This window comes from Nocardia citri (assembly GCF_054065835.1).
This window is the reverse complement of the sequence record NZ_JBSUQM010000023.1, coordinates 77,212-93,712: the sequence shown is the minus strand read 5'-3', so window position 1 is coordinate 93,712 and position 16,501 is coordinate 77,212. Positions and strand designations below refer to the sequence as shown.

General features: G+C 64.9%; 18 protein-coding genes and 1 pseudogene. 6 read left to right on the top strand and 13 right to left on the bottom strand.

Going from position 1 to position 16,501, the window contains the following annotated elements:
• Positions 1-1,179, top strand: a 1,179-nt coding sequence (locus ACW2Q0_RS25020) for a transcription termination factor Rho, short form (protein WP_457193341.1), incomplete at its 5' end; no start/stop codon positions are given.
• 254 nt (positions 1,180-1,433) lie between these two features.
• Positions 1,434-1,793 carry a hypothetical protein gene (locus ACW2Q0_RS25015; RefSeq protein ID WP_457193340.1) on the top strand — a complete coding sequence of 120 codons (360 nt, stop codon included), beginning with the start codon at positions 1,434-1,436 and terminating at the stop codon, positions 1,791-1,793.
• Positions 1,794-1,837: 44 nt separating this feature from the next.
• On the opposite strand, the gene ACW2Q0_RS25010 is transcribed toward ACW2Q0_RS25015, so the two are convergent.
• The 4 genes from ACW2Q0_RS25010 to ACW2Q0_RS24995 all read right to left on the bottom strand — a co-directional run bounded on the left by ACW2Q0_RS25010 (position 1,838) and on the right by ACW2Q0_RS24995 (position 6,134).
• Complete coding sequence (locus ACW2Q0_RS25010; RefSeq protein WP_457193347.1) at positions 1,838-3,139, bottom strand: MFS transporter; 1,302 nt, start codon at positions 3,137-3,139, stop codon at positions 1,838-1,840.
• 443 nt (positions 3,140-3,582) lie between these two features.
• Entirely contained in the window at positions 3,583-3,960 is a 378-nt protein-coding gene (locus ACW2Q0_RS25005) for a hypothetical protein (RefSeq protein ID WP_457193339.1), read from the bottom strand.
• A complete protein-coding gene (locus ACW2Q0_RS25000; RefSeq protein WP_457193338.1) occupies positions 3,957-5,393 on the bottom strand; it encodes an ammonium transporter in 1,437 nt (478 codons plus the stop codon). Before ACW2Q0_RS25000 ends, ACW2Q0_RS25005 begins: the two co-directional genes overlap by 4 nt.
• A 156-nt stretch (positions 5,394-5,549) precedes the next feature.
• On the bottom strand, positions 5,550-6,134 hold the full coding sequence (locus ACW2Q0_RS24995; protein ID WP_457193337.1) for a TetR/AcrR family transcriptional regulator: 585 nt from the start codon (positions 6,132-6,134) through the stop codon (positions 5,550-5,552).
• A 169-nt stretch (positions 6,135-6,303) separates the two neighbouring features.
• Here ACW2Q0_RS24995 and ACW2Q0_RS24990 point away from each other — a divergent pair, with 169 nt between their 5' ends.
• Positions 6,304-7,023: an SDR family oxidoreductase gene (locus ACW2Q0_RS24990; protein ID WP_457193336.1), complete on the top strand. Its 720-nt coding sequence runs from the start codon at positions 6,304-6,306 to the stop codon at positions 7,021-7,023.
• A 60-nt stretch (positions 7,024-7,083) separates the two neighbouring features.
• Here the strand turns inward: ACW2Q0_RS24990 and ACW2Q0_RS24985 are convergent, their stop codons facing one another.
• Entirely contained in the window at positions 7,084-7,230 is a 147-nt protein-coding gene (locus ACW2Q0_RS24985) for a DUF1059 domain-containing protein (RefSeq protein WP_063721623.1), read from the bottom strand.
• Between the two features lie 252 nt (positions 7,231-7,482).
• On the opposite strand from ACW2Q0_RS24985, the gene ACW2Q0_RS24980 reads away from it, so the two are divergent.
• Positions 7,483-7,689: a hypothetical protein gene (locus tag ACW2Q0_RS24980; RefSeq protein WP_433762116.1), complete on the top strand. Its 207-nt coding sequence runs from the start codon at positions 7,483-7,485 to the stop codon at positions 7,687-7,689.
• Between the two features lie 413 nt (positions 7,690-8,102).
• Here the strand turns inward: ACW2Q0_RS24980 and ACW2Q0_RS24975 are convergent, their stop codons facing one another.
• From ACW2Q0_RS24975 to ACW2Q0_RS24955, 5 genes are all read right to left on the bottom strand, one after another.
• A complete protein-coding gene (locus tag ACW2Q0_RS24975) occupies positions 8,103-8,267 on the bottom strand; it encodes a hypothetical protein (RefSeq protein WP_457193335.1) in 165 nt (54 codons plus the stop codon).
• Between the two features lie 80 nt (positions 8,268-8,347).
• Positions 8,348-9,115 (bottom strand): 3-oxoacyl-ACP reductase, encoded by a 768-nt coding sequence (locus ACW2Q0_RS24970; RefSeq protein ID WP_457193334.1) that lies wholly within the window; start codon positions 9,113-9,115, stop codon positions 8,348-8,350.
• Between the two features lie 10 nt (positions 9,116-9,125).
• Positions 9,126-10,484, bottom strand: a complete 1,359-nt coding sequence (locus ACW2Q0_RS24965; protein WP_457193333.1) for an aldehyde dehydrogenase family protein — start codon at positions 10,482-10,484, stop codon at positions 9,126-9,128.
• Positions 10,481-11,221 carry a gamma-glutamyl-gamma-aminobutyrate hydrolase family protein gene (locus ACW2Q0_RS24960; RefSeq protein ID WP_457193332.1) on the bottom strand — a complete coding sequence of 247 codons (741 nt, stop codon included), beginning with the start codon at positions 11,219-11,221 and terminating at the stop codon, positions 10,481-10,483. Before ACW2Q0_RS24960 ends, ACW2Q0_RS24965 begins: the two co-directional genes overlap by 4 nt.
• Positions 11,202-12,566: a glutamine synthetase family protein gene (locus ACW2Q0_RS24955; RefSeq protein WP_457193331.1), complete on the bottom strand. Its 1,365-nt coding sequence runs from the start codon at positions 12,564-12,566 to the stop codon at positions 11,202-11,204. Before ACW2Q0_RS24955 ends, ACW2Q0_RS24960 begins: the two co-directional genes overlap by 20 nt.
• Before the next feature lie 550 nt (positions 12,567-13,116).
• On the opposite strand from ACW2Q0_RS24955, the gene ACW2Q0_RS24950 reads away from it, so the two are divergent.
• On the top strand, positions 13,117-14,100 hold the full coding sequence (locus ACW2Q0_RS24950; RefSeq protein ID WP_457193330.1) for a DUF4389 domain-containing protein: 984 nt from the start codon (positions 13,117-13,119) through the stop codon (positions 14,098-14,100).
• Positions 14,101-14,104: 4 nt separating this feature from the next.
• Here the strand turns inward: ACW2Q0_RS24950 and ACW2Q0_RS24945 are convergent.
• Positions 14,105-14,266: pseudogene (locus tag ACW2Q0_RS24945) on the bottom strand (ATP-dependent DNA ligase); the annotation flags it as partial.
• Between the two features lie 145 nt (positions 14,267-14,411).
• Between ACW2Q0_RS24945 and ACW2Q0_RS24940 the strand changes: the two are divergent.
• A complete protein-coding gene (locus tag ACW2Q0_RS24940; protein ID WP_457193329.1) occupies positions 14,412-14,942 on the top strand; it encodes a phenolic acid decarboxylase in 531 nt (176 codons plus the stop codon).
• Positions 14,943-15,075: 133 nt separating this feature from the next.
• Here the strand turns inward: ACW2Q0_RS24940 and ACW2Q0_RS24935 are convergent, their stop codons facing one another.
• Together ACW2Q0_RS24935 and ACW2Q0_RS24930 are read right to left on the bottom strand one after the other, a co-directional pair.
• The gene (locus tag ACW2Q0_RS24935) at positions 15,076-15,747 is read right to left on the bottom strand and encodes a hypothetical protein (protein WP_457193328.1); all 672 of its coding nucleotides are present in this window, start codon (positions 15,745-15,747) and stop codon (positions 15,076-15,078) included.
• A 108-nt stretch (positions 15,748-15,855) separates the two neighbouring features.
• Complete coding sequence (locus tag ACW2Q0_RS24930; RefSeq protein ID WP_457193327.1) at positions 15,856-16,443, bottom strand: SanA/YdcF family protein; 588 nt, start codon at positions 16,441-16,443, stop codon at positions 15,856-15,858.
• Positions 16,444-16,501 lie beyond the last annotated feature (58 nt).

Genomic DNA, 16,501 nt, shown 5'->3' with positions numbered 1-16,501 from the left:
AAAACCATGAAAGACAACACATTTCCCGTATCACAAAACGGGGATGCGGCAGCCGAGAGCGCTGCGCACCCCGTACGATCCGTCAGCGGCATCCTCGATTTCGCCGACAACCGTGCCGCCACCCTCCGGGTCGAGGGCTACCTCCCCGGCCCGCAGGACGTGCACGTACCGCCCCGGCTGATCCGTGAATTCGGTTTGCGCCGTGGCGATTTCATCATCGGCGCCGCCGAGCCGGCACGCAGCGGCAAGCTCGACCCGCTGGTCCGTGTCGAATCGGTCAACGGACAGGATCCGCGGCGCGCCACGGCCCGTCCGCACTTCGAGGACCTGGTCCCCATCTACCCCAACCAGCGGCTGCGCTTGGAGACCGAACCGCATGCCATGACGACCCGGGTCACCGACCTGGTCATGCCCATCGGCAAGGGGCAGCGCGCCCTCATCGTCGCGCCGCCCAAAGCGGGCAAAACCTCTGTGCTGCAAGCGATCGCGCACGGCATCGCGAAGAACCACCCGGAGTGCGAACTGATGCTCGTACTGGTCGGCGAACGTCCCGAGGAAGTCACCGATCTAGGCAGATCGGTGCCCGCCGATACCGCCGCCGCCACCTTCGATCAAACTCCGCGCGAGCAGATCGCACTGGCCGAACTCGCCATCGAACATGCCAAGCGCCTGGCCGAAATGGGGCGAGACATTGTCGTGCTGCTCGACTCGCTGACCCGCCTGGCCCGCGCCTATAACAACGCCGCCCCGTCCTCCGGGCGCGTCCTCTCCGGTGGCATCGATGCCGCCGCGCTCGCGCCGCCGAAGAAATTCCTCGGCGCCGCACGAAATTTCGAGAACGGCGGCTCGCTCACCATTATCGCCACTGCCCTGGTCGAAACCGGCTCGCTGGCCGATACCGTGATCTTCGAGGAGTACAAGGGCACCGGCAATGCCGAGCTGAAGCTGGATCGCGCGACCGCCGGCCGCCGGGTCTTCCCGGCCATCGATATCGCCCAATCCAGCACCCGCAAGGACGAATTGCTGCTCACCGGAAACGAATTGGCGGCCACCCACCTGCTGCGCCGCACCCTCGCCGCAGTGGACGGTCAGCAGACCATCGACCTGCTGCTGGAGGGCCTGCGCCAGGCCCCGACCAATGCCGAATTCCTGGCCCAACTCGGCGCCAAGCGGCACTGACACACTTGACACATCGCTATTCAGGATCCTTTAACGCCTTGTCAAGTCCTCCGAGGCATCTTTGTTACAGCCCGACCGGGCCTGTCTTCGGGGGAGACAGGGTCGGTCGGGCTCTCGTCGTATTCAGTTCGTGCTCAAACCAATTCGGCGGCGAACAGCTCCGATATCGGCTGCCGCGAATCGGCGGCGGCGGGTTCGTCGGATGGCTCTCGGCCAGGCAAGAAGAAGGCGTGCTTCGCGCTAAGTTCTCAGTCATGGATATCCACGCCTACCCCACCGAGGCGAATATTCCGGTGGATCTCGCCGAGGCACAACGTATCGCCGACCACTACCTGCCCACCGATGACGGCATCAGCAACCTGCTCACCGAATTCGATGCGGGGTTCGTGGTCGTCGCCATCTTCTCGCCACCACCCGGTATCGACCCACGTAACCCCCCGCTACCTCCGACCATCGGCGGCTCGGTCTGCGTCATCGACAAACCCACCGGCGCCATCTCCTATTGGCCCACCTACCCCATCACCGCGATCGCCGAACAGTACACGCGGGCAATGCAATCCGGCCGCCTGATCATCGAGGACTCTTGGCCCGTAGACGACGGTGACGAAGGCTAGGTGCGGTAGGGCGCTGATGGCGGTGCCGTCGGCTAATGCCCGGTTCAGACCGCGGTTCGTGCCGCGATCTGTGGCGCCGCCTGAGCATCGGGAACGCCGGTGCCGCGCAGCGAAGTACCCGCGGTCTCCCGCAGGAACGACCAGGCGAGCAGACCGATCAGGCTGGCGCCGACCATGTACGCGGCCGGGAACAGCGACCAGCCGGTCGCTTCGATCGTGGCCTCGTTGACCAGCGGTGCGGTACCGCCGAACGCGGCGGTGGAGATGTTGTAGCCGAGTGCGAAACCCGCATAGCGCACATGGGTCGGGAAGATCGCCGGGAAGGTCGAGCTGATCGTCGCCAGCTGAGGGACATACAGCAGTCCGAGCACGATGAATCCGGCTATGGCCCAACCGGTTCCCTGCCCCATCAGCCAATACATCGGCAACGCGAGTATCGCCAGTCCGACCAGCGACACCAGCCAGAGCGGGCGACGGCCCACCCGGTCGGACAGTCTGCCGAACAACGGCAGCACGATCATCATCACCGTCTGCCCGATCAGCATCATCGCGGTGGTGGTCGATTCACCGACGCCGATGGTGTTCTGCAGGTATGTCGGTTGATAGGTGAGCAGCGTGTAGTTCACCACGTTCAGGGCGACGACCAGGCCGACGAGTGTCAGGGTTTCGCGGCGATAGGTGGTCAGGACCTCGCGCAGACCGCCCGGCGGGTGCGGTTTTTCGGCCACCTCGGTGAATACCGGCGACTCGTCCAGATGCGAGCGCAGGTACCAGCCGATCAGGCCGAGCGGCACCGCGAACAGGAACGGCACCCGCCAACCCCAATCGTGCATCGCGTCCGAACCGAAGATGAGCTGACACAGCAGCACGACCGCCGAGCCACCGACGAATCCGCCGAGAGTGCCGAATTCCAGGAAGCTACCGAAGAATCCGCGCTTGCGGTCGTTCGCGCATTCGGCCAGATATGTTGCGGCACCGCCATATTCGCCACCAGTGGAGAAGCCCTGCACGACGCGCAGGGCGATGAGCAGAACCGGTGCGAACCAACCGATCTGGGCATGGGTCGGCAGCAGGCCGATGCATCCGGTCGCACCGGCCATCAGCAGAATTGTCGTGGCCAGCACGACTTTTCGGCCGAGACGGTCGCCGAGCGGTCCCCAGACCATGCCACCGAGCGGGCGCAGCAGGAAGGAGATGGCGAAGCCGAGCATGGTGCCGAGGGTGCCGAGTTCGCCCGGGAAGAATGCGTCGGTGAGGTAGGTGGCGGTCGCGGCGTAGACGCCGTAATCGAACCATTCGGTCGCATTACCCATCGCCGAGGCGGCGACCGAGCGACGTAGCGTCATCTTCTCCGATTCGCGATCCGTCACATCCGCCTCCTCACCGGCCCCGGTTACGGGCCTCGATTCGTTCGACCGGCCCAACCCGGATTTCCGGATGCAGACACGGAATAGACCGATACCCCGGTTCCGAACTGGGCAAACAAGCGGCGGACCCGCCAAGCCGGTGATGGGCCCGCCGCCACCTGCGACATCGACAGTGAATGTGATACTGGTCACAACTGCCTTTTCGGCGACGAATGCAGTTCGCTATCGGCCGTCGCTCGGAACCTCGCACTGGCACGATCGCCGCCGGAACAAGCAGCTGGCCGCGACCGCGTACAGGGCCGCGGATATCGAGCCGAACCGTCACCGACTCGGGCATAGACCATTCGTGCGACTCCAGCGCGACGGTGGCAAGCACCAGGCAGCCTGAGCCGGGGAGCCTTCGCCGTCCAAACCAGGAGCAATCACAGCGAGCGCGCGTCGATTATCCAGATCTGAATTCCAGACGGCCCGGCATCCTCGCCGATCCGATCGATCAACCGGACCAGATCGGCGACGTCGTCGTTCTTGGCCAGCAGTTCGATGCGCAGCCCGGCCTCGACATCGCTGACGAACTGCTGGCCGCGATAGCGTTCGACCCGGCTGCCCCGGTCGTCCACCCGGTAGACCTGGCACACCACCATCCGTCGCACGCCGAACACGGCCAACGCCTGCTTGATCTGGTCGAAGAGGTTCGCGGGCAGCACCAACGTGATGAGTTTCGCGTCGACGCCGTCACCTGGGCTCATCGGGTCCTCGATGCCGTACCCGACACTGCGCTGGAGGTGGATGGTGGCATTCACGTGGTCGCCTGATTCCCGGGCGCCGCGCCCGATCGTTTGGCCGGTGCCTGCTTGGGCAGGGCGGGCGCCGCGGGGAGGGTCCCCACATGGGCGAAGACCAGAGTCTCGTCCGGGTAGGCCTCTTCTTCGTGGGCCGCGACGTCACCGGTCTCCAACACGTGGTCCGGCATGCGCAGACTCATGAACAAGCCCAAGATCTTCAGGATCACAAAGGTGACGAACGCATCCCATGCGATCACCGTCACCGCGGCCCCTGCTTGCCAGAGCAGCTGTTTCGGATGATGTCCGTACAACCAGCCCGAAAACGCCACGTCGGCAACGCCATTGCCATTGCCCGGGTACACGATGACGTGCGGATCGGCGAGTACGCCGACCAGCAGACCTCCGGCCAGACCGGCGACGCCGTGGGTGTGGAATACGCCGAGCGTGTCGTCGACCTTGCGGAACAATTTGGTGTGCCCCAATTTGTTCCAGGACAGCCATACCAGTGTCGACGCGATGACACCGATGATCATCGCGCCGAAGCTGTTCACAAAACCGGCCGCCGGTGTGATGGCGACGAGTCCGGCGATCATGCCGTTGATCGCGCCGAGGAAGTTGGGCCTGCGCTGCGGCCCCACTGCCATATCCCAGAACACCCACGTCAACACGGCCACCGCGGTGCACAGATTGGTATTCAATACGGCGAGCGAGGCATTCGCGCCGCCGAAATACATATCGCCGCCATTGAATCCGTTCCAGCCCAGCCACAGAATGCCCGCGCCCGCCGCGGCCATCGGCAGATTGTTCGGCACGGCTCGCTCACGATCCCTGGCCAGGCGTGGTCCGATAACGGCCGCCGCAACGAAACCCGTTGTACCAGCCGCCAAATGGATGACGTAGCCGCCGCTGTAGTCCAGCGCGCCCATCGAGGCCCACCAACCGCCACCCCACAGCAGGAAGGCGTTCACCGTATACGCGAAGGTGGTCCACAGCGGGACGAACAGCAACCACACCTTGAAGTTGATTCGGCCGATCACGCTGCCGAGGAACAGCAGCGGAGTAATCGCGGCGAAGGCGAAGTGAAAATACGCCAGCGTGGTTTCGGAGAATCTGAGCTTCGGCATCAGGCCGTCGAGCAGCGGGATGATGGCCCGGTTCTGGTTATCGCTGCCGAGAATGGTGTGCGGCACACCGACCGCGGCACGCAGAATGCCGGGCCCGAGCTTCAGTGGTTCACCGAAACCCATTTTGAAACCCCACAGCACCCAGACCAGCAGGACCGCGGAGAAACCGGTGAAGGCCATCAGGATGGTATTGACGGCCCATTTTCTTTGTACGATACCGCCGTAGAGTACGGCGATACCCGGAATGCTCATCAGAGCGACGAGTGTCGCGGCGACCAACTGCCAGGTGTTGTCCCCGGAGTTGAGCCAGTCAGGGTACGGTGACATGATTCTGCGCTACCTCATCTGCGCACGCAGGCAGGCAAACGCCGATCCCGCCCTAGCGCTGAAGTGTCTGTGGCGTAAGGTGTCTAGCGTCACACTGCTTCACCTAGTGTCATCACACGAGGTTTCACTCCGGTTACGCGACGTTAAATCTGGATCTCACGGCGCGAGCATGGCGGCGACGCTGCTCGTGACGTCCTTCGCCAGGGCGGCGTTCACCGGCGCGTGGTGACTGAGCAGCCGGTACCACATCGCACCGAAGACGAAATCTACGACGAGATCCAGCGGGACCGCCGCGGTCAGCTTTCCGGCGTCGACACCGCGCTGGAGCAGTGCGCGCAGAGTCGCTCGTCGCGGGCCGATCACGGTGTCCTGCAATCGTTTGGATAGGTCTGGATCACGCTGCGCGTCCGCCATCAGGCCGACCAGCGCCTGACCCGTCACTTTCTGCGTGAGTTCGAAAGTGGCCGCGAGCAGGCGCTCGACCGCGACTAGCACCTCTACCGATTCATCCGGAACCAGCAGCGCCGCATGCTCTTCGGCCAACCCGATCAGCGCCTCGATCAGAATCGACGCCCTATCCGGCCACCAGCGGTAGACCGTTTGCCGCCCGACGCCCGCCCCATCCGCAATGGCCTTGATGGTCAGGTCTTGATAGCCGTCGCGCTCGCAGAGTTCCAGCGCCGTACGCAGGATAGCGCGTCTGGCGTCCTCGCTGCGGGGTCGGCCCCGGGTGCCTGTCATGCGGCTCACTTTACAAGACACCGTGCCTCGAATATATTAACGAGGCACGATGGTTCGAAAATCATCGTGATTCGCACTTCAGGAGGATCTTGTGAGCGAGCGTCAGCGAGCGAACCATGCCACAGCGCGCGTTGCGCACGACGGAGCCGAGCGTCGGCAAGGCCCGGTCGTGAGCAGCAAAGTCGTCATCGTCGGCGGAACCTCTGGAATCGGACTGGCGACCGCTCGCCGACTCGCCGAGCACGGCGCAGAGGTCGTCATCGCCGGACGCAACGAAGAACGACTGGCCGCCGCCCTGGCCGACCTGGGCCAGCAGGTCACCGGCAAGGTGGTCGACGCACGCGCCGAAAATGAACTGGCGCAACTGTTTTCAGAGGTAGGCCCGGTCGACCATGTGGTCGTGACCGTGACCGGACCGTCGGGCACCACCCCGTTCCGCGAACTCCGCCTGGACCACCTGCAGGCCCACGTCTCGGGCAAACTGCTGCCGCACGTCGCAACCATTCAGGCGGCGCTGCCCCACCTCGCACACGACGGATCCATCACGCTGGTCTCCGCCGCATCCGCGGGCGGTGCCATGCCGACGACCGCCGCACTGGCCGCCGTAAATTCCAGTGTCGAGGCCATCGTCCCCGTCCTCGCGGTCGAGCTGGCACCGGTCCGCGTGAATGCCGTATCCCCGGGTGTGATCGACACCGAATGGTGGAACTTTCTCCCCGAGGATGCCCGCGCCGAGGTGTTCGCCGGAATCGGGGCACAAACCCCGGTCGGCCGCGTCGGCGGCGCGGACGATATCGCCAAGGCCATCGAATTCCTCACCGACAACACCTTCACCACCGGCGTGGTGATTCGGGTGGACGGTGGCGCTCGCCTCGGCTCCCCCAAGTAACCCACCCACCCGGCTTTTCGTCCCGGCAAGCGCGGGTTACGAAAAGCCGGGTGTGGTGAATCAGTAGGCGATGAACAGAATTTCGTCCCGGGAATAGTCGTGTCCCGGGTGGTTCTCGGCGAGATGCGCCTTGGTCTTCTCGACCAGGTCGTCCTCATCCGTCCCGACGATCTGTTCGCCGCAGGGGCAGTTCAGATTTCGCTTCATCAGCGGTCCTTCCTTCTCGCCCGTCAGTCTAGGCACGCATCCCACGCACGGGCCGGTGCATACCCTATCCGGGCTACGACAGGAGCCGCCAGGTTCTGCCATCCCATTCGACACGGCTGCAGCGCCGGAACTTTGCCAATAGCCGGACGAGACGGCCCCGGCACGGCCCGGACATGATCCGGCTGGAACTCGGCCCCGCGCTCGAAAGAGCGCAGAATGGGGGCAGGAGATCATAATGCACAGGAGGTCATAATGCAACTGCTAAAGGGCCTGCTCGGCGTGGTGTTGGGGATTGTGACAGCCGTGCTCGGCACGGTAGTCGGGATCCTCGCGGCCGTGGTTTGGCTCGTCGGCGCGGTGCTGTGCGTGACGCTGATCCTCATTCCGCTGGGGCTCCCTGTCATGCGGCTCGCCCGCCGCCTGTTCACGCTCGCCGGTCAGCTGATGCACCTTCCCTGAAGGCCGTCTTGGGCTCTTCGACGTAGGAGCGCGCCGCCGAGTTTCGGTGTGCGGCGACGGGCATCGGCGTGCCTCGGCCACCCGCTGGATCCGCCCGTCCGGTCGAAGAGTCGGCGCCGGTAACGAGCCCGGGACATCCCGGCCGCGCCCCGCAGTCGGACTACTGCCTGCCGGACATCACCCGCTGCCCGAGGTCGCCCTCAACGATCGACGCGCGCAACACATCCGCAGCCTGTCTCAGGATGGCCGGATCCCCGCTCCCCTCGAATCACCAATGCCGACCTCGGCCAATCCATCCAACGCGACGACATCAATCCGTCGTCCGGCGGCCGGCACAGCGAACGCCGTGGCGTTACCCATCCGCGCTATCGCTCTGGGCATAGCGCCGTACGGCATTCGGCGCTATACGAAACTCAATTCCCTTGATCCAGCTGCGGATATGATCCGGGCGCGCTGCCGTCACCGCGGCTGAACACCGGGCGGAAATCCGCACCCCCGATGTCGGGTTGCACCGACTGTTCCGTCGACACGGCGTCGTGACTGAACAACCCGGGCGATAGCCCATCTTCCGTACTCATCTCACGAGCCTCCCTCTGATCGGCGATGTATCGCGAATCCTGGCTTTCCGCTCAGTAATCCGCCCCAATCAACCGTACCTTTACAACGGCGTGACGTACGCGCCGGAGATGCCACCGTCCACCAGGAACTGCGATGCGGTGATGAACGAGGAGTCGTCGCTGGCGAGAAATGCGACGGCCGCGGCGATCTCCTCCGGCTCGGCGAAGCGTCCGGCGGGGATGTGCACGAGGCGGCGCGCGGCACGTTCCGGATCCTTCGCGAACAGCTCTTGCAGCAGCGGGGTGTTCACCGGTCCGGGGCACAGTGCGTTGACCCGAATTCCGTTCCGCGCGAACTGCACTCCGAGCTCACGACTCATCGCGAGCACACCGCCCTTGGATGCGGTGTAGGAGATCTGCGAGGTCGCCGCACCCATGACCGCGACGAACGACGCGGTATTGATCACCGAGCCCTTCCCCCGCTCCAACATGTGGTTGATGGCGTACTTGCTGCACAGATACACCGAGGTCAGATTGACCTCCTGCACTCGACGCCAGGCCTCGATACCGGTGGTCAGAATCGAATCGTCGTCCGGCGGTGAGATTCCGGCATTGTTGAAGGCGATATCGAGTCCGCCGTAGGTGTCGACGGTGGTCTGGAACATGGCCTCGACCTGGGCCTCGTCGGTGACGTCTACCTTCACGTAAAGGCCGCCCACTTCGCCGGCCGCGGCCTCGCCCGCGGCGGTATCGATATCGGCGACGACGACTTTGGCACCCTCGGCCGTGAACCGGCGAACGGTGGCCAGGCCGATTCCGCTCCCGCCGCCGGTGACGACGGCGACTCGATCCTGTAAGCGCTGCAACATATCTCCTTGATCAGGTGGCGATGAAGACGTTCTTGGTCTCGGTGAAGGCAAGTGCCGCATCGGGGCCGAGTTCGCGGCCGAGCCCGGATTGTTTGAAACCGCCGAACGGCGTCCAATACCGCACCGAGGAATGCGAATTCACCGACAGATTCCCGGCTTCCACACCGCGCGACACCCGCAGCGCGCGGCCGACATCATTGGTCCAGATGGAGCCGGACAGGCCGTATTCGGTGTCATTGGCGATGCGGATGGCATCGGCCTCGTGCTCGAACGGAACCACCGCGACCACCGGCCCGAACACCTCCTCGGTGAGCACCCGATCCGATGGCGCGTCAGGCAGCACAACCGTTGGCGGATACCAGAATCCGGGTCCGTCGGGCTGCGTGCCGGTGAATGCGACCTTGGTCGACGGTTCGACGAACGAGGCCACTCGGGCACGATGCGCGGCCGAAATCAGCGGCCCCATTTCGGTGGATTCCGCCGATGGATCACCGACTCGAACACCGCGCACGGCGGGTTCCAGCATTTCCAGGAATCGGTCGAAAACACTGCGCTGCACCAGGATCCGCGATCGCGCACAGCAATCCTGCCCGGCGTTGTCGAAAACTCCGTAGGGTGCGGTCGCCGCCGCACGCTCCAGGTCGGCGTCGGCGAAAACGATATTCGCGCTCTTACCGCCCAATTCGAGCGTCACCCGCTTCACCTGGCGCGCACATCCGGCCATGATCTCCTTGCCCACCTCGGTGGACCCGGTGAAGACGACCTTGCGCACCGCGGGATGGGTCACGAACCGCTGCCCCACCACCGACCCCTTGCCGGGCAGTACCTGGAAAACCCCTTCCGGCACACCGGCTTCGAGCGCGAGCTCACCCAGGCGGATCGCGGTGAGTGGTGTCAGCTCGGCAGGCTTGAGCACCACCGTATTCCCGGCGGCCAGTGCGGGCCCGAACCCCCATGCCGCGATCGGCATCGGGAAGTTCCACGGCACGATCACCCCGACCACCCCGAGCGGCTCGTGGAAGGTGATGTCGACCCCGCCCGCCACCGGAATCTGGTTGCCCAGCAAGCGTTCCGGAATACCGGCGGCGAAGTGCAGTACATCACGGACATTGCCCGCCTCCCAGCGCGCATTGCCGATGGTGTGTCCGGCATTGGCGACCTCGAGCTGGGCCAGCTGCTCGCGATTCGCGTCGACGGTTTCGGCGAATCGACGCAGCAGCCGCGCCCGATCCCCCGGCGCGACCGCGCGCCAATCGGCCGCGGCCCGCTGTGCCCGCTCGATCGCCGCATCGGTCTCCACCGCACCGACCAGCTCGAGTGTCGTGACGACCTGCTCGGTCGCCGGGTTGACCACCTGCGTTGTCGTCACGAATTCCGTTCCCTTCGATAGGTGGCCGCCGCCTCGACCAATGCTCGCATCAGCCGCGTATCGGTCGCATCCGCCTCGGGATGCCATTGCACACCCACCAGGAACGGACCGTCCGTCGCCTCCGCCGCCTCGATCGTGCCGTCGGCCGCATGTGCGGTCGCGATCAGGCCCTCGGCCACGGTGGCGACGGCCTGGTGATGATGGCAATTCACCTCCACCTCCGGTCCGGCGATGGTGGCGACCAGGCTCTCCGGCACCGTCGTCACCCGGTTCGGGTGGAAGCCGCCGGGCGTACCGGAATGGCCGTCGTGGCCGAGCAGATCCGGCAGATGCTGGATCAAGGTGCCGCCGCACGCGACATTGACCAGTTGCAGGCCACGACAGATCGCGAGGATCGGCATACCAGCAGTGCGCGCCAAGGCCAGCAGCTCGAATTCGGAATTGTCGCGGTCGGTGCGCAGTGGTCCCAGGGCCACATCCGGCGGTGCGCCATAGCGTGCCGGATCGACATCGGCGCCGCCGGTGAGCACCAGTCCGTCGAGCCGATCCACCAGCTCGGCGCGCGCCACACCGGCCGGTGGCAGCAGCACCGGGATGCCGCCCGCGCGCTCGACCAGCTCCACATAATTGGACGGCAGTACCGCACTCGGCACATCCCAGGCGCCGAATCGGGCCTGTTCCAGGTAGGTCGGCAGGCCGATGACCGGACGGATCTCCTCAGAGCCGTTCGAAACCACGGATTCGCTCCCAATCGGTGACAGCGGCGTCGAAGGCGTCCAGCTCGACCTGTGCCGCATTCCGATAATGATCCACCACGTCGTCGCCGAACGCCGTCCGTGCCACCTTGCTCTCGCCGAACAATTGCGCCGCTTCCCGCAGCGTACGTGGCACTCGTGGGCGCTGAGACCGGTAGGCATTGCCATGGAACTCCGGCTCGAGCGGGAGCGCGCGCTCGATACCGTGCAATCCGGCGGCGATGGTCGCGGCGACGGCCAGGTACGGATTCACATCCCCGCCCGGGATCCGGTTCTCCATCCGCAGGGACAGCTCCTCGCCCACCACGCGCAGCGCGCAGGTCCGGTTGTCGCGTCCCCAGGCCAGCGCGGTCGGCGCGAAGCTACCGGATACGAATCGTTTATAGGAGTTGATATTCGGTGCCAGCAGATAGGTGAGCTCGCGCAGACAGTCCAGTTGCCCGGCGAGGAAGTGCCTCATGAGTGCTGAGATGCCATGCGGGCCGTCGCCCGCGAATACCGGCGCACCCGATTCGGCGCGCAGACTGATATGGATATGGCACGAATTTCCCTCGCGCTCATTATATTTCGCCATGAAGCTCAGACTGCGCCCCGCTTGGGCAGCAATCTCTTTGGCGCCGTTCTTGTAGACGCTGTGGTTGTCGCAGGTCACCAGTGCCTCGTCGTAGCGAAACGCGATTTCATGCTGCCCCGGATTGCATTCGCCCTTCGCCGATTCGACATACAGTCCCGCACCGGCCATTTCATTGCGAATGCGACGCAGCAGTGGCTCGACGCGTGCGGTCCCCAGCATCGAATAGTCGACGTTGTATTGGTTGGCGGGCCGCAGATCGCGATAGCCGCAGTTCCAAGCGTGCTCGTAGCTCTCGTCGAAGACCAGGAACTCGAGTTCGGTACCGACATAAGCGCGCAGTCCACGCTCGGCCAGCCGCGCCAACTGCGCCCGCAGTATCTGCCGCGGCGATACCGTGACCGGCTTACGCGCTGGTTCCACATGCTCGACATCACACAGCACCAGCGCGGTTCCCGGCTGCCACGGCACCAGCCGCAACGTGCTCAGATCCGGCCGCAGGACGAAGTCGCCGTAGCCGGTCTCCCAGGACGAGATCGCATAACCGTCGACAGTGGCCATATCGACATCAACGGCGAGCAGATAGTTGCACGCCTCCGTCGCGTGCCCGACCACCTCGTCCAGGAAAAACCTTGCCGCACAACGCTTTCCCTGCAAACGGCCCTGCATATCGGTCATTGCCACCAGCACCGTGTCGATCTCCCCGGCCTCGACGTGCGCCCGCAACTGCGCCAGCTCCAGCATCCCCGTACGCATCGACAACCCCTCTCGGCAGCAACCTCGCCAACGCTAGAGCAAAAGGGTCGCGCGTGTGGCCCGACACACAAAACCCAATGGTCGGTTGGTGTTGAATGGCCTGGCGTCGGCAGGGCGGGACTTCCAGTCGGCGCCACCGCATTCTGTTCACGTCCTCGGTGATGCGCTACGGCGCGACCCTCGATTTCGACTATCGCGGGTTCCGCACCAGCTATTCGGGCGAAAAGGCATACAGCCGAGCCGAATTGACCAATGTGCTATGCGCGCGCACTCGCCGATCGGCTGGCGGGCACCGGCGTGACGGTCACCGCCTTCCATCCCGGCGCGGTCTCGACCGGTATCCGGAATTCACTGCCGTGGTCGGGCAGCCGGTCGTCGCGCCTGTTCGGAGACTATTCAAGATCGCTTAACAGAGAGTCGTCAGGCACTGGAGCTGCCGCGGTCGGCGCGGTTACCGATCTATCGGCAAACTACGAGCTACATTCGATCTCGCTCATCCGAGTTCTGGACAATTCCACTGGACGAAGGAAGTGAGTGGGTCGCCGTGGTAATGCACGAGGGATCGCCGACCAACAGCGAACCACTGGTCGAACTGGATATCTTTCCACCGGAGCGACACCGCCGCTGGACCGTTCTGTTGCGGCTGCTCTTGGCGATACCCCAGCTGATCGTGCTCTGGGCGCTGAGCATCGCCGCCTTCGTGGTGAGCGTCTGCGGCTGGTTCGGTGCACTGGTGCTCGGTCGATTGCCCGACTGGTGCGGCGAGTTCTTGCGCGGATACTACGGCTACACCGCGCGGGTATACGGCTACCTCATGTTGCTGGTCGACGACTACCCACCGTTCGCCTGGACCGCGCCGGATTACCCGGTCCGCCTGCAGTTCCCCGCGCCGACGCCACTGAACCGACTTGCGGTGCTTTTCCGCCTCATCCTGGCCTTTCCGATCCTGGTGCTGTCGGCCTGGCTCACCTACGGATGGGGCATCATCGCGTTCATTCTGTGGCTGATCGTCCTGATCACCGGCCGGATGCCCGGTGCGATCTTCGAGGCGAGCTCGGCGGTGCTGCGCACCGAGATGCGGGTATCCGCCTACACCTACCTGCTGACACCGACGTACCTGATGGGCGTTTTCGGCGATAAGCGGGCGGTGGTATCCGGTCCGGCATTGACCGAACCGCCCGCGCAGTCGCCCACCCGCCCGCTGGTGCTGTCCAGCGGCGGTCGGACCCTGCTGATCGTCATACTCGTCGTCGGCATACTCGGCAGCCTCGCCCGAGCCACCGTGGGCTGGAACATGGACGACGACACCGATGCGATCTCCAGTTCACAGCTCGCCCGGCAGGTCGCCGTCGACTTCACCGATCAGACCGGGCATACACCGCAGAGCGTGCACTGCCCCAACTCCCTCGGTGCCGATATCGGCGCGAGCGAGGTCTGCACCGTCACCGCTGACGGCGTCGAGTTCCGGGCCCTGGTCACTGTCTACGCGATCACCGACGGGGCCGCGCACTTCCATACTGTCATCGAGCCCTGAAAAACTAACTCTGCCTACGAGCCCGGGCCCGGCGCTTGCCCTCATGCATAGCCTGGACCCGGGCCACCGGGATGGTGTGGCCCTCCGCGATGAGGTCGGCGGGCAACGCTTGCGGCGCGGGCATCTCCCGCGTCCACGGATCCCGATCGCCCAACTGCTTCGGCGCGGTGCGTCGAGATTGGTCCTCTACGCGGCCGCGCGGCCATGATCGCGCCGTTCCCGGCAAACCGGTCGCAATGCTCGGTCGAGTGACTAGGCTGACGACAAAGACGCAGGTCTCGACCGCGTTGGTCGACCGAGAGGAGTTACCGATGAGCGCGCGGCAGTCAGCGATCACGGTCTCGGCACTAACCGGCGATCTCTCCGGAATTGTCGGCAAACACCTCATCTACGCCTACGAGAACGGCTGGAAATTCGAGTTGTATGTGCGGAACCCGCAGACTATCGAATACCGATGTCTGATGGGACCGATGTTCGGGCGTTGGTCCAAAAGTCAGGCGGCGAAGCTGGTCCAGCTCAACGACGATCTGTACAAGATCGCGTGGGTGGAGCCGACCGGTGCCACCACGGTGCTCATCATCTGGCTCGGCGAGCGTCGGGTGCACACCACGATCTCCTACCCGCAGTGGATGCTCGACTATCCCGAGAGCACCCTCACCCGATGCGAGGACAATCTCGAGGCGATCATCGCCGATCGTGAAAAGGGACCGACCTACCCGCTGACTCTGGTCGGCTCGTCCGGGCGCATCACCTTCCTGGAATCCCGGGAGCTCGACGACGATACGGTGATCAACTGTCCGCCGGACAAGCTACCGCCGGGATACGCAACGCGAACCAATTGAGTGCGTCAGGCGAGGCAGACTGGTCAGGCGGGCCCGTTGAGCTGGCTCGAACCCGCAGCCGGTCAAGCGGTTTCGATCATCCGAACGAGCGGAGTCGCCCGATCAGGGAAGCGAACACCCCGGCATTCGCCCGTCACGGCTGGTCACGGCGCGGCCGTCGGACGTTCGACTGATTCACCCGCAATCGGATGGGTACCGCTGTGCCGAGGAGGAATGCACATGACTCGTCCCGTGCCACCGAATCCGAGCCCGATCCCGCCGACACCGATTCCGGACCCGGTGCCACCGACGCCGATCCCGGATCCGGTGCCGCCGAAACCGGGGCCGGAACCAGTACCCGGGCCCGAGCCGCTTCCGGAGCCGGAACCGTATCCGCAGCCGATGCCAAGTCCGCTGCCGCATCCGATTCCGCCGCAACCCCGCCCCGATCCGGCACCCGGCCCCAACCCGATACCACCGGCACCCGGCCCCGATCCGGCACCCGGCCCCGATCCGGTACCAGGCCCCGATCCGGATCCGGTACCACCGCAGCCCGGCCCCGATCCGGTGCCCGGTCCCGGCCCCGATCCGATACCGCCAGTGCCTGGTCCCGTTCCACACCCCGAGCCGACACCACCACCACCGCCGCAGCCGGGCCCGAAACCAGAGCCACCGCTGCCTGATCCTCGGCCGAGTCCGGATCCGATGCGACCACCACCGATCCCGAATCCCGGCGGTCCGGTCGATCCGATGGATCCAGCGCTGCCGGACCCCCCATAGGGCTGGCGATCAGCGCGGCGACATGCACTTGGGCGCGGCCAACCATTCACGAATAGCGTTGCACACCAATATTGTTCGCTTGCACTCGCACTATGGGCGACGCGGTAACCCGTGGTTTCCAGTACTACCGAGCATTCGGCAGCGCGAGGCGGGATCAGCGCCAGATCAGGGCGGCGACTGCCTTGGGCGCGGCCAGCCACTCACGAATCGTGTTGCGCACCAATGTTGTTCGCTTGCATTCACAATATGCGACGACACCGTAACCATCGATGCCCGCACCGCGGCACAATGCGACCGCTCGTGGCAGATGCTGGTATTGGGTGACGATGATCGCGCGGTCGATGCCGAACAGGTTCTTGGCTCGTTCGCATGTCGCCCGAGTCGACAACCCTGCGCCATCGGCGCGCACAATCGCCGGATCGATGCCCTGGCCCACGAGATACTTGGTCATCGAAGCGATTTCGTCGCCCGAGGCGCCCGCTGCGTCACCGGACACCAGAATCTCGCGTACCTTTCCGGTCCGCACCAGTTCGATCGCGACATCGAGTCGTCCACGCATATAGGCCATCGGCGCACCATCGGGTCCGACCTTCGCACCCGGCACGATTACCACCGGGACCGTCGGCGCGGCCGCGGGGCCGGACCGATATCCGGCCGATATCAGCCACAATCCGATATTGGCACTCGCGACGACCATGGCCGCTGCGGCGACCAGACCGATACCCACCCAGAGCACTACCACGCCGAACTCTTCCGGTCGGTTATCAGCTGCACCTGCCCGACGATACCGGCGCGGCACC